12 protein-coding genes are annotated in these 14420 nt (G+C 68.6%); 11 read left to right on the forward strand and 1 reads right to left on the reverse strand.

Annotation, left to right across the window (positions count from 1 at the left end):
• Window positions 1–105 precede the first annotated feature (105 nt).
• Window positions 106–1629: a class I adenylate-forming enzyme family protein gene (locus ACFVJ3_RS42550; RefSeq protein WP_378457787.1), complete on the forward strand. Its 1524-nt coding sequence runs from the start codon at window positions 106–108 to the stop codon at window positions 1627–1629.
• A 5-nt stretch (window positions 1630–1634) separates the two neighbouring features.
• Entirely contained in the window at window positions 1635–2378 is a 744-nt protein-coding gene (locus ACFVJ3_RS42555; RefSeq protein WP_378457788.1) for an SDR family oxidoreductase, read from the forward strand.
• Between the two features lie 64 nt (window positions 2379–2442).
• On the opposite strand, the gene ACFVJ3_RS42560 is transcribed toward ACFVJ3_RS42555, so the two are convergent.
• Complete coding sequence (locus tag ACFVJ3_RS42560; RefSeq protein ID WP_378457789.1) at window positions 2443–3243, reverse strand: glucose 1-dehydrogenase; 801 nt, start codon at window positions 3241–3243, stop codon at window positions 2443–2445.
• Window positions 3244–3376: 133 nt separating this feature from the next.
• On the opposite strand from ACFVJ3_RS42560, the gene ACFVJ3_RS42565 reads away from it, so the two are divergent.
• From ACFVJ3_RS42565 to ACFVJ3_RS42605, 9 genes are all read left to right on the forward strand, one after another.
• Window positions 3377–4186 carry an enoyl-CoA hydratase/isomerase family protein gene (locus tag ACFVJ3_RS42565; RefSeq protein WP_378457790.1) on the forward strand — a complete coding sequence of 270 codons (810 nt, stop codon included), beginning with the start codon at window positions 3377–3379 and terminating at the stop codon, window positions 4184–4186.
• 44 nt (window positions 4187–4230) lie between these two features.
• Window positions 4231–5268, forward strand: a complete 1038-nt coding sequence (locus ACFVJ3_RS42570) for an LLM class F420-dependent oxidoreductase (protein ID WP_378457791.1) — start codon at window positions 4231–4233, stop codon at window positions 5266–5268.
• Complete coding sequence (locus tag ACFVJ3_RS42575) at window positions 5265–6752, forward strand: acetyl-CoA acetyltransferase (protein ID WP_378457792.1); 1488 nt, start codon at window positions 5265–5267, stop codon at window positions 6750–6752. Before ACFVJ3_RS42570 ends, ACFVJ3_RS42575 begins: the two co-directional genes overlap by 4 nt.
• A gap of 86 nt (window positions 6753–6838) precedes the next feature.
• A complete protein-coding gene (locus ACFVJ3_RS42580) occupies window positions 6839–7156 on the forward strand; it encodes a hypothetical protein (RefSeq protein WP_378457793.1) in 318 nt (105 codons plus the stop codon).
• Window positions 7153–7584 (forward strand): Zn-ribbon domain-containing OB-fold protein, encoded by a 432-nt coding sequence (locus tag ACFVJ3_RS42585; protein ID WP_378457794.1) that lies wholly within the window; start codon window positions 7153–7155, stop codon window positions 7582–7584. The genes ACFVJ3_RS42580 and ACFVJ3_RS42585 overlap by 4 nt, the downstream gene beginning before the upstream one ends.
• A complete protein-coding gene (locus ACFVJ3_RS42590; RefSeq protein WP_378457795.1) occupies window positions 7581–8765 on the forward strand; it encodes a transporter in 1185 nt (394 codons plus the stop codon). The genes ACFVJ3_RS42585 and ACFVJ3_RS42590 overlap by 4 nt, the downstream gene beginning before the upstream one ends.
• 28 nt (window positions 8766–8793) lie before the next feature.
• Window positions 8794–10245, forward strand: a complete 1452-nt coding sequence (locus ACFVJ3_RS42595) for an aldehyde dehydrogenase (RefSeq protein ID WP_378457796.1) — start codon at window positions 8794–8796, stop codon at window positions 10243–10245.
• Between the two features lie 49 nt (window positions 10246–10294).
• The gene (locus ACFVJ3_RS42600) at window positions 10295–12730 is read left to right on the forward strand and encodes a CaiB/BaiF CoA transferase family protein (protein ID WP_378457797.1); all 2436 of its coding nucleotides are present in this window, start codon (window positions 10295–10297) and stop codon (window positions 12728–12730) included.
• Window positions 12731–12962: 232 nt separating this feature from the next.
• Window positions 12963–14330, forward strand: a complete 1368-nt coding sequence (locus tag ACFVJ3_RS42605; RefSeq protein WP_378457798.1) for an MFS transporter — start codon at window positions 12963–12965, stop codon at window positions 14328–14330.
• Window positions 14331–14420 lie beyond the last annotated feature (90 nt).

Genomic DNA, 14420 nt, shown 5'->3' on the forward strand with positions numbered 1-14420 from the left:
ATTTACCGTTGTGACGCAGAGCATGCTGTGTGGACCTATGGCCGCACCGTCCTGCGCGGCGGCCGGACCGACACCGGCCGCGCCGATACCTCCGGGAGGCATTCCATGAGCGGAACCGTGATCGACGCACTCACCTATTGGGTGCGAACCGTCCCCGACCAGCCGGCGATCGACTTCGCCGGCGACGTGGTGACCTACCGCGAACTCGACACCTGGGCCGACGGCGTCGCCCACGACCTCGCCGCCCGCGGCGTCACGGCCGGGGACCGGGTCAGCTTCCTCGGAACCAACTCGCTCGAGTGGTGCGTGGCCGCGCTGGGCGCGATGAAGGTGGGCGCGATCTCGGCGCCGTTCAACCAGCGGATGCTCGCCGGTGAGTTGACCGCCCTGATCGAGGACTGCGAGCCGTCCGTCGTGTATTGCGACGGGATCCTGCGCCCGCGTCTCGACGAGGTGCACGCGGCGCGCGGCACCTTCGCCGTCGTGGAGTTCGAGCGGGACGTGCGGCCACTCCGCGGCGGCACGCACCTGCCGTTCCGCACGCCGGTGACGGAGCAGTCCGCGCCCACCGCGATCGTGTTCACCAGCGGCACCACGGGCAAGCCGAAGGGTGTCGTGTTCACGCACGCGACGATCGCCGGCGAGATGCACGAGTGGGCGCTGATGGAGCCGATCGAGCAGAACCGCTTCCGTCCGCTGCTCGTGCTGCCGCTGTTCACCGCGGCCGGGATCATCTGGGGCATCTCCCGGACCGTGCTGCACGGCGGCACCCTTCTGCTGCAGCCCGGGTTCGACCCCGAGGCCGCGCTGCGGGTGATGATCGACAGTCGTGCCACCACCCTGACCGGACCGCCGATCCTGTTCGAGCAGATCGCCCGCGTGCCCGGATTCGCGGACGCGGACCTGAGCCACCTGACCACGGCCCACGTCGGGGGTGCCCGGGTGCCGTCGGCACTGGTCGGTACGTGGCTCGCCCGGGGCGTCCAGCTGCGGCAGATCTACGGGCAGACGGAGATCGGCGGGTCGGCCACCGCGATGCCCCGCGACGAGGCCGCCGAGCACCCCGACAAGTGCGGGTTCGGCGGCATCTTCACCAAGATCCGCGTCGTCGACGCCGACGGAAAGGACTGCGCCCCTGAAGAAGTAGGCCAGATCCTGCTGCGAGGCCCGGGCATGATGCCGGGGTACTGGCGCAACGAGGACGCTACCCGATCCACGCTGATCGACGGCTGGCTGCACACCGGCGACCTCGGGAAGCTCGACGAGAACGGCTACCTCACGTTCGTGGACCGACTCAAGGACATGATCATCTCCGGTGGCCTCAACATCTCGCCCGCGGAGATCGAGCAGGTGATCAACCGGCTGCCCGGTGTCGAGGAGGTCGCGGTGATCAGCGTGCCAGACGAGAGGTTCGGCGAGACCCCGGCCGCGATCGTGAAGAAGGCCGAGGGAATCACCGAGGCGGACATCGTCGAGTACTGCAACAAGAACCTCGCCGACTACAAGGTGCCACGGTACGTGGTGTTCGTCGACGGCGGATTGCCCCGGATGGCGAGCGGCAAGATCTCCAAACGGGATCTGCGGGAGACGTATTCCGATGTTCCGCAGACCTACCCGAAGGTGCGGTGACGGCGATGGCGCAGCAACAGCGGGTGGCGGTGGTGACCGGTGGAGGCCGCGGGATCGGGGTCGCGATCTCCCGTCGGCTGGCGGCCGACGGGTTCGCGGTCGCCGTCAACTACTCGTCCAGCGCGGCGGACGCGCAGGATGTGGTGGACAAGATCGTCGCCGGCGGCGGCCGGGCGGCGGCGATTCGCGCGGACGTGTCCGACGCGGCGCAGGCCGAGGAGTTGATCGCCGAGACCACGGCCGAACTCGGCGCGCCGACGGTGCTGGTGAACAACGCGGGCATGAACATCGCGGGCGCGGCCCGCAAGCAGTCGCCGAGCGACTGGGACCGGGTGATCGGCGTCAACCTCAGCGGCGCCTTCTACTGCACCCACGCCGCGCTGCCCGCGATGTACCACAGCGGCTGGGGCCGCGTCATTTTCGTCAGCAGCCCGTCCGGCGGGCGACGACCGTCCCCGGGCATGAGCGCCTACTCTGCCGCGAAGGCGGGACTGGTCGGCATGACCCGGTCGATGGCGCTCGAGGTGGCGCGCCGCGGCATCACGGTCAACACGGTCATGCCGGGATTCGTCGAGACCGACATCATCAGCTCCGGCGGCGAGAACGCGGTGGAAACCCTCGCCGCCCACTGGCCGCGCATCCCGGCCGAGTCGATTGCGTCGACTGTGTCCTTCCTCGTCAGCGAGGACGGCAGGCACGTGTCCGGGGAGGAGGTCGGCGTATGGCTCGGCGGTCCGGTCGGCATCTGAAGGCAGCTCCGCTGCCCGTGCGCACTTTTGGTAGCCAGGACTACCGGAAGTGCGCACGGGTGCGTCAGCGCCTGTAGTTGGCGGGCCACGCCTTCCCGAGGGTCAGCCCCCCGTCGACGACGAGGTTCTGCCCGGTCACGAATGTTGCGTCGTCGGAGACCAGATAGGCGATGGCGCCGGCGATGTCGTGACCCTCGCCGGCGCGGGGGATCGGCTGGAACGACGCCAGCCCCTGCCGTACCTTGTCGACGCTGGCGTCCAGAGCGCCGCCCTCCAGCCCGGCGCCGTGGCCGACGATGCGGGTGGCGACCCCACCCGGGGTGACGGCGTTGACCCGGACGTGGAATTCCGCGAGTTCGCGTGCGGCGCTGCGGGTCATCTGCAGCACGGCGGCTTTCGCGGCGCCGTACGGGTGCGGGCCGAAGCCGGTGCGCACGCCCGCCACCGACGACACGTTGACGACGGTGCCGAACCCCTGCTCACGCATCACCCGGGCGGCGTGTTTGGTGCCGAGGAAGGCGCTGCGCGCCAGAACGGCGAACGAGGAGTCCCACTCGTCGACGGTGGTGTCGGCGACGTACGTCCAGGCGCCGACCCGCCCGGCGTTGTTGACCATCGCGTCGAGGCGTCCGAAGCGCTCGGTCGCGGTGCGGACCGCCGCCGCGACATCCTCCTCGCGGGTGACGTCGGTGTGCAGATAGACGCCGTGTTCGCCGAGGGTGGCCGCGACCGCCTCGCCGCGTTCGTCGTCGATGTCCGTGACCACCACCCGAGCACCCCGCTCCGCGAGAAGTGTGCAGGTCGCAGCCCCGATTCCGCTCGCACCACCGGTCACCACCGCCACTTTGCCGTGCAGTTCCGTCATTGTGTCGTGTCCTTCCTCGACGTCCGTCCGAACAGTGGATCTTGAGGTATTAACCTAAAGGTATTAGCTTGATATGTCGACGGTGCCAATGCGAAGTGGAGGCCGTCGGAACCAGACGAGGGGAAGGCCCCGGATGTCCGAACTGATACTGACCGAGCGGCCGCGGCCGGGCGTTCTGCTGATCCGCCTGAACCGCGCGGACGCCCTGAACGCAATGAACGTCGAACTCGTCGAGGCGCTGCACGCGGTACTCGCCGACGTCCGCCACGACTCCGAGACCCGCGCGATAGTGCTGACCGGGAACGGGCGGGCGTTCTGCGCGGGAATCGACCTGCGCGGCTACGGCACCCCGCCCGGCGCGGCCGACGGCGAGGGCAGGGCGCAGGCGGGCATGCGCGTCCAGCAGCACATCGCATCGCTCGTCGAGGCGTTCCGCGGTGCCAGGCCGCCGGTGATCGCCGCGATCAACGGCGCCGCCGCGGGAGGTGGGATGGCGTTGGCGCTGATGGCGGACGTCCGGCTCATGGCCGACACCGCCGCACTGCATGCGTCGTTCATCAACCGCGGACAGTCCAGCTGCGACATCGGCGTCAGCTGGTTGCTGCCCCGGATGATCGGATTCTCCAGGGCGGCAGAGATTCTCCTCACCGGACGCCCCGTCGACGCCGCCGAGTGCGAGCGCGTCGGCATCGTGTCGTCGGTCGAACCGGCGGAGCGACTGCTGGACGCGGCGCTCGACACCGCCGAGAACATCGCGCGCAACAGCCCGTTCGGCGTGTGGATGACCAAGGAGGTGATGTGGTCCAACCTCGAGGTTCCGAGCCTGCGCGCCGCGATCGACCTGGAGAACCGGACCCAGATCCTCGCCGCCATGACCAAGGACCACCGCGAAGCCGTGCACTCGTTTCTCGAGAAGCGCCCGCCGGTCTATCAGAACCACTGAAGGGCGACAGCTGTGACGAGTCGAGACAAGAATGGGGGGCGACGGTGAAAGTCGGTATCGCCGTGGGATATTGGGAATCCGGACCGCCGCGCAACGTCGAACGTATGCTCGGCGAGGCCGAGGCGCTCGGCGTGGACAGCTTCTGGACGGCGGAGACCTACGGATCGGACGCGCTGACGCCGCTGGCCTGGTGGGGATCGCGCACCTCCACCATCAAGCTCGGAACCGCGGTCTGTCAGATCTCGGCGCGGACGCCGACCGCCCTGGCCATGGCCGCGCAGACGGTCGACCACCTCAGCGGGGGCAGGGTGATCGTCGGTATCGGCGCGTCCGGCCCGCAGGTGGTCGAAGGCTGGTATGGGCAACCCTATCCCCGCCCGCTCGAGCGGACCCGCGAGTACGTCGAGATCATGCGCGCGGTGTGGGCTCGGGAGAAGCCCGTGACCTACGAGGGGCGGCACTATCAGCTCCCCCTCGCCGGTGGCAGCGGCCTGGGCAAGCCGCTGAAGTCGATCGTTCACCCGCTGCGCGAAGACATCCCGGTCTACCTCGGGGCCGAGGGGCCGAAGAACGTGGCGCTGGCGGCGGAGATCGCGGACGGCTGGACCCCGTTGTGGTTCTCACCCAAGAGCGACGAGTTCTACCGCGCCGCGCTGGCCGAGGGGTTCGGCCGGGACGGGGCACGCCGGACGCAGTCGGACTTCGAGATCGCGAACGTGTGCTGGCTGATCGAGAACGACGACGTGGAGAAGGCCGCGGCCAAGATCAAACCCGTCGTCGCACTGTACGCGGGCGGAATGGGCGCGAAAGGCGCCAACTTCCACAACGACGTCTTCACCCGGATGGGCTGGGCCGACGCGTGTGCCGAGATCCAGGAGTTGTACCTGCGCGGACGGCCCGATCTCGCGGCACAGGCTGTTCCGACCGAGATGGTCGAGGACGTCGCGCTGATCGGACCCGCCGACAAGATTTGTGAGGACATCGTGAACCGCTGGAAGCCCACCTGCTTGACCACGCTGATCCTTGGCGGCTGGCCCAGGCCGGAGAATCGGGAACGCATCCTCGAGGCGGTGATGTCGTGACACTCGATCCGCGAACCCCGATCCTCGTCGGCGGCGGACAGATCAACGAGCGGACCGGGGGAGTGGAGCCCGTCGATCTCATCGTCGCGGCGGCCCGCGCCGCCGCCGCCGAAGCGGGATCGTCCCGCCTGCTCGAACTCGTCGATTCGGTCCGGTTGATCGGCATGCTGTCGTGGCGTTATCGCGACCCCGGCGCACTGGTCGGCGAACGCATTGGCGCCGCCGTCCGGCACACCGGCTACACCGGCAGCGGCGGCAGCGGCCCGCAGGTCCTCGTCAACGGGGCAGCCGAGGACATCGCGGCGGGCCGCGCCGACGTGGTCCTCGTCGGCGGCGCCGAGTCGTGGCGGACCCGGATGAAGCTGCGCTCGCAGGGCGTTCGCCCGGAGTGGACCGTGCAGGACGACTCGGTTCCGTCCGCGGAGATCCTCGTTCCCGAGGTTCCGATGGTCTTCGACGGTCAGGCCAGGATCGGCCTCGACCGGCCGGCGTATGTGTACCCCCTGTTCGAACAGGCCCTCCGGATCTCGTCGGGACGCTCGGTGGACGATCACCGTGCGGCGATCGGCGCACTCTGGTCGGGTTTCAGCAAGGTGGCGTCGACGAACCCGTATGCCTGGACCGCCCGTGAATACACGGCCGACGAGATCGTCACGCCGTCCGAGGACAATCGGTGGATCAGCCGGCCGTACACCAAGCTGATGAACTCCAACAACATGGTGGAGCAGGGTGCGGCGCTGCTGCTCTGCTCGGTCGAGGTCGCCACCCGCCTTGGAATTTCGCGCGACCGGTGGGTCTTCCCGCACGCCGGAACCGAGGCGCACGACACGTACGACATCTCCGAGCGGGATGCGCTCGACCGGTCACCCGCCATCCGGATCGCCGGGGCCCGGGCGCTGGAACTGTCGGGGATCGGTCGGGACGACGTCGCGCACGTGGACGTGTACTCGTGCTTCCCGTCGGCCGTCCAGGTGGCCGCGGCCGAGTTGGGCTTACCGCTCGACGATCCCGGTCGAGCGCTGACGCTGACGGGAGGCCTCACCTTCGCCGGTGGCCCGTGGAACAACTACAGCACCCACGCGATCGCCACGCTGGCCACCCGACTGCGCGAGTCGCCCGGGACGTACGGGCTGATCACGGCGAACGGTGGTTACCTCACCAAGCACGCGTTCGGTGTCTATCGGACCGAGCCGCCGAGCGACGGGTTCCGGCGTCAGGACGTTCAGTCCGAAGTCGATGCGCAACCGACCACCGCAGCGCTCACGAGCTACGACGGGACCGGCTCGATCGAGTCCTGGACCGTGGTGCACGGGCGGGAGGGGGCCCCGGAGCGAGGCTTCGTGGCGGTGCGGACCGGGACCGGTGAACGCACACTGGCCGCTACGACGGAAGCGGACGCTCTCGACCGGCTGATCAGCGTCGACGTCGCGCGGGACGAGGTGGCCGTCGCCGCCGACGGGACATTCCGGTTCGCGGACGATTGACTCCGGTTTACCTAACGACATAAGGTATTGGCAATGAGAGCATCCGCCGTGAGGCGTGAGGGCCTCACGGAGAAAAGGAGTTTCGAATGTCTGTCGAAGACTTCCGCGAGCTGTATGAACGGCATGTCGGATACGTGGTGTCCGGAGACATGAAGGCCGCCCTGGCCGACATGGTGCAGGCGAATCTGCCTGCTGTGTTCGACGGCGTCACCGTTCCCCGCGGCGACGTCGACGGATTCGAGATCAAGGACGTCCGGGCCGACGGTGACCGCCGCATCGGCGAGACGGTGTACACGACCCCGAACGGCGTCATCGGCCTGAGATCGATCTGGGAGCGTCACGACGGCCGGTGGCTGGCCGCGGCCCTCGAGAACTTCCCCGCGGACGAAGGGCAGCCCGCATGACGGACGAACCGTGGGGACCGTCCGCCGACGGCCTCGACCAACCGTACTGGGACGGGCTCACCCGAGGTGAGCTGCGACTCCAGCGTTGTGGCACCTGCAAGACCTGGATCTGGGGACCGCAATGGGTCTGCGGGTCCTGCCACACCCTCGACCCGAACTGGGAAGCCGTGACGCCCGTCGGCACCGTGTACAGCTGGTCCCGCAGCTGGTACCCGTTCATCACCGAACTGGCCGACCGGGTCCCGTACGTGACGGTCCTCGTGGAGCTTCCCGAGGCCGGGCACCGCCGGGTGCTCGGAATACTGACCGGCGCCGACACCGACGCCATCCGCATCGGCGACCCGGTCGTCGGGCACATCGAGCACGACGAAGGCGCGACCTGGCCGCTGCTGCGCTGGCGTCGATCCACAGAAGGAGCGCAGGCATGAGTGCACTCACCATGCGCGGGGCGGCCGCCGTAGTCGGCGTGTCCGAACTGCATTACCGCCGCGGCGAGGCCCCGGCGGGCGAACTGAGGATGGCCCTCGAGGCGATCCTCGCCGCGTGCTCCGACGCGGGCATCTCGCCGCGCGAGCTCGACGGATTCGTGTCCTACGCGGGCGGCGGCCACGACGGTGCGGTCATCGGCGGCGCGCTGAGGGTCGACGACGTCCGGTGGTCGAACATGATGTGGGGCGGTGGCGGCGGAACGGTCGCCGCCGCGATCAACAATGCCGCTGTCGCGATCGCCGCAGGGCAGGCCGACTGCGTCGTCGTCTATCGCGCCATGGCGCAGGCGGACACCGGACGTCTCGGATACGCGAAGTACCACTACGGTCCGCACTTCCTCGCGCACGGCGTCGGCTCGCCCGCCCAGGTATGTGCGTTGCGGACACAACGACTGCTCGAGCACGACGGAGTGCCACGGGAGACGATGCGTGCCCTGGTACTCGCGGCGTACCGGCACGCCCAGAACAATCCGACCGCACAGGGCTACGGCAAGCCGCTCGACGAGGCGACGTACGAGTCGTCCCGCCTGATCACCGAACCGTTCCACCTGTACGACTGCTCGCGGGAGAGCGACGGAGCCGTCGCGGTGGTGCTGGTCTCCGCCGACAGGGCGAAGTCGCTGCGACCGGATCCCGCCTATGTCCTCGCGGGCGCCCAGGGGGCCCCCGGCGGTTACTCCTCGATCATCGACAACGACGACCAGTACGCCACAGCGGGATTCGCGGGCACCGCGGGCCGGCCCGGCGTCGCGGACCGGCTGTGGGCCGCCGCCGGTCTCGGACCCGACGACGTGGACGTCGTCCAGGTGTACGAGAACTTCAGCGGGCCCGCCGTCGCGGCCCTCATCGACCACGGCCTGGCGCCGTCCGGTCCCGCCGCCGGCGAGGTCCTCACCGTCGACAATCTCACCGCGGGCGTGGGCAAGCTCCCCGTGAACACGAGCGGTGGCAACATCGCCGACTCGTTCGTCAACGGAATGGGCCTCGCGGTCGAGGCGGTGCGGCAGATCCGGGGAACCTCGACCAATCCCGTGGCACACGCCAAGACGTCACTGTTCATCGGAGGTCCGATGGCGCCGCTCGTCAGCTCGACGCTCTTCGCCCACGAAGACGTGCTGTAGCACCACCGACTCTGTGAGAAGGATCGACATGGACAACATGACTGTGGACCGCGACGCGCTGTTCATCGGTGGCCGTTGGGTCGCCCCGCAGGAGGGTGCGACGGTCGACGTCGTCGAAGCTGCCACGGAGAAGGTGCTCGGACGTTCGGCCGTCGCCTCGGCCGCCGACATCGACACCGCCGTCTCCGCCGCACGCGACGCACTCCGCGGACCATGGGGCGAACTCGACAACCGCGCTCGCGCAGACGTTCTCGACGCTTTCGCGTCCGCCCTGAAGAAGCGCGGTCGCGACACCGCGACCCTGGTGAGCCGCGAGAACGGTATGCCGATCTCACTGTCCGCCGGGGTCAACGGTTTCGGGCCCGCCGCCATGATCCGCTACTACGCCGCGCTCGTCCGCGACGCGGCGTCCGAGGACGTCCGTCCCAGCGCATTCGGCGGGCGCACGGTGGTCCGGCGGGAGCCGGTGGGGGTCGTCGCCGCGATCACCCCGTGGAACTACCCGCAACCCCTCGCCGCGATGAAGATCGCGCCCGCGCTCGCGGCCGGTTGCACCGTGGTGCTCAAGGCCGCCCCCGAAACCGCGCTCGACGCGTTCGCGTTCGCGGATGCCGCCGAGGAGGCCGGTCTGCCTCCCGGCGTCCTGAACATCGTGCCCGCGGGCCGCGAGGCGAGCGCCTACCTGGTGCAGCACCCGGGGGTCGACAAGGTCGCGTTCACCGGTTCGACGGCGGCGGGACGAGCGATCGGCGAGGTGTGTGGCAGGCTGCTGCGCCCCGTCACTCTCGAACTCGGCGGAAAGTCCGCTGCGATCGTGGGTGCCGACGCCGACCTGTCCGTCTTCGCCGCGAACCTCGCCGAGGTCTCGCTGGTGAACAACGGTCAGACGTGTCATGCCAGCACCCGGATCCTCGCCCCTCGAGCACGATACGACGAGGTCGTCGAGGCGGTCACCGAGACCGTCCGGGGCCTCGCCGTGGGGGATCCACTCGACAAGACCACCGCGATCGGTCCGCTGGTCAGCTCTGCCCAGCGCGAGCGCGTGCTCGGCTATATCGAGGACGGGCGCAGTGCGGGCTACCGCACGACGACCGGCGGGGGCGTACCAGCTTCGCAACCCCTCGGCTGGTTCGTCGAACCGACCGTGTTCGTGGACGTGGACAATTCCGCCCGCATCGCCCAGGAGGAGATCTTCGGGCCCGTTCTGACGATCACCCCCTACGAGGACGAGGACGAGGCCGTCGCGATCGCCAACGACTCCGAATACGGCCTGGGCGGTACGGTCTGGACCACCGACGAGGACCGCGGCCTCGCACTGGCCGCCCGCATCCACAGCGGGACCGTCGGTGTCAACCATTACGCCCTCGACCTCGATGCACCGTTTGGCGGAGTCAAGTCCTCCGGTCTCGGACGCGAACTCGGGCCGGAGGGCCTGCACCCGTACTTCGCCACGAAGTCCGTCTACTTCGGAACACGCTGAACAAAAACGCTATTCATCGACTATCAGACATGATCGAACGGAGCAGACGATGACGCTACCGCTGACCGGTGTCCGCGTTCTCGACCTCACCGACGGCCTCGGCGAATCGTGTGGCCGGTACCTCGCCGACCTCGGTGCGCATGTGACGAAGGTGGAAGGTCCGGGCGGCGCCCGCTCACGTCGTGCGGAGCCCGTGGTGGACGGTGTCAGCATCCCGTTTGCGCTCCGCAACGCGAACAAGCGGGGCATCGTCGTGGACGTCGACGATGCCGCCGGCCGGGACCGGCTCCGGCGACTCGCGGCGGAATCCGACATCCTGATCGAATCGCACGCTCCGGGACTGCTGAGTGCGCGGGGAGTCGGTACGGCCGAACTCTCCGCTCTCGCACCGGCACTGGTGTGCGTGTCGGTCACCCCGTTCGGGCAGACCGGACCGTACCGGGACTGGGCGGCCACGGAGCAGGTGCTGTTTGCGCTCAGTGGTGTGCTGTCCCGCTCGGGCGCTCCGGGAGCCGAACCCCTGCTTCCTCCGACAGGTCTGGTGGAGGAAACCGTGGGGATGCACGCCGCCTGGTCGGCGCTGCTCGCCTACTACGATCGGATCCGCACCGGGCGCGGCCAAGTGGTGGATCTGTCCGCCTTCGAAGCGCTCGTCCACGGCTTCGATCCCGGTTTCGGGACGCAGGGTTCCGCGGCCGCGGGACGCTCCGACGACTTTCCCCGCGGGCGACCGGACGCGTCGAACTTCTACCCGGTGTTCCCGTGCGCCGACGGACACGTGCGGATCTGCCTGCTGGCCAAGCGGCAGTGGCGGGGAATGTTCACATGGCTTGGCGAGCCCGAAGAATTCGCCGATCCGAAGTACGACACGATTCCGGCCCGGTTCGCCGCCGCCGACACCCTGCACCCCCTCATCGAGGTGCTCTTCGCGACCCGCACCCGAGATCAACTCGTCGCGGAGGGTGCGGCCAGGGGAGTGCCGGTCGGCGGCGTCCTCTCGCTCGGGGAAGTCCTGACCACCGAGCACTTCGACGTGGCCGGTGCGCTCGCGGACGTGGAGATCGCCGATGGGGTGCACGCGCGGGTTCCGACGGGGTACGTGTCGGTCGACGGCGCACGCCTCGGAATCAGGACCCCAGCGCCCGCGGTCGGGGAGCATGACAGCTCGCCGGAGGCGAAGTGGGAGACCCACACCGGCGAGCCTTCCGGGACGGCGCAGCCCGGCTCGCGGCCCCTCGAAGGTCTTCGCGTCCTCGACCTGGGCGTGATCGTCTTCGGTGCCGAACTGAGCCGCCAGTTCGCGGACTACGGGGCCGATGTCATCAAGGTCGAGAACGCCAAGTTCCCCGACGGGCTGCGCCAGTCGAAGCGCGGCGCCGCGCTGGCCGCCTCCGTGGCCTGGGGGCACCGTAACAAGCGCAGCCTGGGTCTGGATCTGCGCAGCCCGGAGGGCGGGGAGCTGTTCCGTCGCCTCGTCGTCGAGGCCGACGTGGTTCTGGCCAATTTCAAGCCCGGCACACTCGCGTCGATGGGACTCTCGTACGACGAGCTCGCCGCACTCAATCCCCGCATCATCGTGTCCGAGAGCAGCGCGTTCGGCAGTGCCGGACCGTGGAACAACCGGCTCGGGTACGGCCCCCTGGTTCGCGCGGCGTGCGGTGTGTCCGCGCTGTGGAGGTACCCCGGGAACGAGGAACTGCTCTGCGACGGCTCGACTGTCTACCCCGACCACATCGCGGCCCACGTCACGGCGATCGCGGTGCTCGCGGCGCTGATCCAGCGCACGCGCACGGGCAAGGGGGCGGCGCTCGAGGTGGCGCAGGCGGACACCGCGCTCGTCCAGCTCGGCGCTCAACTCGTGACCGAATCGCTGCGCCCCGGCACCGTCTCCGCACCCGGCAACTCCGATGCCTTCGCGGCGCCCTCCGGAGTCTTCGCCTGTGCAGGTGACGACGAATGGTGCGTCGTGTCGGTGAGAGACGACGACGACTGGGCTCGATTGTGCGCCGCGATCGGCAGGCCCGAACTGGCGGATGCTCCGGCGTTCCGCACACGGGCCGAGCGGATCAGGAACCGAGTCGACGTCGACGACGTTCTCGAGGAATGGTTGCGGACGCGGTCTCCCGCGCAGGCCGTCGCGGAGCTGCAGTCGGCGGGCGTTCCGGCCGGGATGATGCTTCGCCTTCCCGAACTGCTCACCGATCCGCACCTGGCGGCCAGGGCGGCCTACACTGCCACGCACCACGACCTGCTCCCCAAGGCGTTGCCCACCGCGGCCCGCGTCGCGCGATTCTCGACCATCCCCGATCCGCCGCTGCGGCAGGCACCGGTTGCCGGGCAGCACACCCGCGAGATCTGTGAGGAGCTGCTGGGCATGACGCCCGACGAGGTGGATCATCTTGTGGCGGAAGGAATCCTGCAACCGCCCGCCGCCGCTCGGCGGCTGATCGGGGTGGCAGCATCTACCGCGACTGCTGCGAGGTGACAAGACCCGCACAGTTCATTTCGGATCCTGCCGGTGTCAACGTGAACCAGGCGATGCAGAATTGTCCGGAATCCGTTGAGCTGCTACATGATCGAGATCATTGACCAGGGTTCGGGTCGATATCGAAAGACTCGAGGGTAAAGCGTAGACAAACCTAATGGGTATTGGTTAACGTGGCATCCGTCACAACCATTCTCGAACTCTTCGAGACCGCACGACACGGAGTGTGTGCATGACAACCAGCCCATCCACCACCGCAGACGGTACAACTACGGCCGGTGCCAACTCGGCGGGCGACTCTAAACGAGCCAGCCGCGCCGCCTTCGTCGGAACTCTGCTCGAATACTACGACTTCAGCCTCTACGCCTCGGCCGCGTCGGTGGTATTCGGGAGCGTGTTCTTCTCCGGTGCGAGCCCGTTCCTCGCCACGCTGCAGGCGGTCGGGACATTCGCCGTCGGCTTCCTCGTCCGGCCGATCGGCGGCGTCATCCTCGGCAGCCTCGGTGACCGGATCGGGCGGAAAAAGATTCTCGTCTTCACCCTCGTCATGATGGGGGCCGCGACGATGCTCGTGGGCCTGCTGCCCGGCTACGAGCAGATCGGCTGGCTGGCACCGGCGTTCCTCGTGCTGCTGCGGATCCTTCAGGGCATCGGCGCCAGCGCCGAGTACGGAGGCGCCACGCTGGTGGCGGTGGAGTTCGCGCCGCAGCGTCGACGGGGACTTCTCGGATCGTTGCCAGGCGCGGGAGCGTCCATCGGTGGCGTCCTCGGCACCAGCGCCCTGTTGGGGGTGTCGGCTGCGCTCCCCGAAGAAGCGTTCATGTCGTGGGGGTGGCGCCTGCCCTTCCTGCTCGGCGGGCTGATTCTGCTGTATGGTCTGTCGCTGCGCGCCCGGCTGCCCGAGACCCCGGCATTCCGCCACATCGAGGAGTCGAACGGCAAGACCACCTCGCCCGTGCTCGACGTCATCCGCAGGCAACCCCGCGCCATCCTGTCCGTACTCGTGATGGTGTTCGGGCAGGCCGGGCTCGGCTACTTCTATCTCGTCTTCATGCTGACGTTCGGCAAGAACCAACTGGGCATGGGGCAGACTGACATCCTGGTCGGCCTGGTGCTCGCGCAACTCGCTTGTGCGGCATTCATTCCCGTTTTCGGGATGCTGTCCGACCGGGTGGGCAGGCGACCGGTCATCATCTCGGGTTTCGTGTTCTCCGCGCTCCTCGCGTTCCCGGCGTTCTGGTTGGTGGGGAACGCCAATGGCTCTGCCGCGTTCTGGCTGGTTCTGGTCCTCGGGAACGGTGTCGGTGTCGCGGCCATCTTCGGTCCGATGGGGGCGTACGTCACCGAACTCTTCGAGACCCGTCATGCCTTCAGCGGCCTGGGGCTGGGTCGTGAACTCGGGAACGCTCTCGGCGCCGCGCTCGTGCCGGTCCTCGCGGTGCAACTCGCGTTCAACGACGGCGGCAGCACCGCGGCGCTGAGCATTCTGCTGGTGGGGATTTCGGTGGCTGGTGTCGCCGCCGCATGGTTCTCGGTGTCGCGGGCGCACCGGGCACGCGACGGCGCGGAGCAGAACGATGCGTCCGAAGCTCTGAACTAGGGCGTGTCTCCCAATGATTTGGGGTGTCGTGCGGCAACATGTTTGCTGTGACAGAGGTGATGGATCGATATCAGGTGTTGACCGAGAAGC

The sequence above is a fragment of the Rhodococcus sp. NPDC127593 genome (assembly GCF_042671975.1).
In the GTDB taxonomy this organism is placed as follows: Bacteria; Actinomycetota; Actinomycetes; order Mycobacteriales; family Mycobacteriaceae; genus Rhodococcus_F.

Bases quoted from the DNA above. Each gene is read 5' to 3' on its own strand.
- ACFVJ3_RS42550 (WP_378457787.1), top strand. From the start codon at position 106: ATGAGCGGAACCGTGATCGACGCACTCACCTATTGGGTGCGAACCGTC.
- ACFVJ3_RS42555 (WP_378457788.1), top strand. From the start codon at position 1,635: ATGGCGCAGCAACAGCGGGTGGCGGTGGTGACCGGTGGAGGCCGCGGG.
- ACFVJ3_RS42560 (WP_378457789.1), bottom strand. From the start codon at position 3,243: ATGACGGAACTGCACGGCAAAGTGGCGGTGGTGACCGGTGGTGCGAGC.
- ACFVJ3_RS42565 (WP_378457790.1), top strand. From the start codon at position 3,377: ATGTCCGAACTGATACTGACCGAGCGGCCGCGGCCGGGCGTTCTGCTG.
- ACFVJ3_RS42580 (WP_378457793.1), top strand. From the start codon at position 6,839: ATGTCTGTCGAAGACTTCCGCGAGCTGTATGAACGGCATGTCGGATAC.
- ACFVJ3_RS42585 (WP_378457794.1), top strand. From the start codon at position 7,153: ATGACGGACGAACCGTGGGGACCGTCCGCCGACGGCCTCGACCAACCG.
- ACFVJ3_RS42590 (WP_378457795.1), top strand. From the start codon at position 7,581: ATGAGTGCACTCACCATGCGCGGGGCGGCCGCCGTAGTCGGCGTGTCC.
- ACFVJ3_RS42595 (WP_378457796.1), top strand. From the start codon at position 8,794: ATGGACAACATGACTGTGGACCGCGACGCGCTGTTCATCGGTGGCCGT.
- ACFVJ3_RS42600 (WP_378457797.1), top strand. From the start codon at position 10,295: ATGACGCTACCGCTGACCGGTGTCCGCGTTCTCGACCTCACCGACGGC.
- ACFVJ3_RS42605 (WP_378457798.1), top strand. From the start codon at position 12,963: ATGACAACCAGCCCATCCACCACCGCAGACGGTACAACTACGGCCGGT.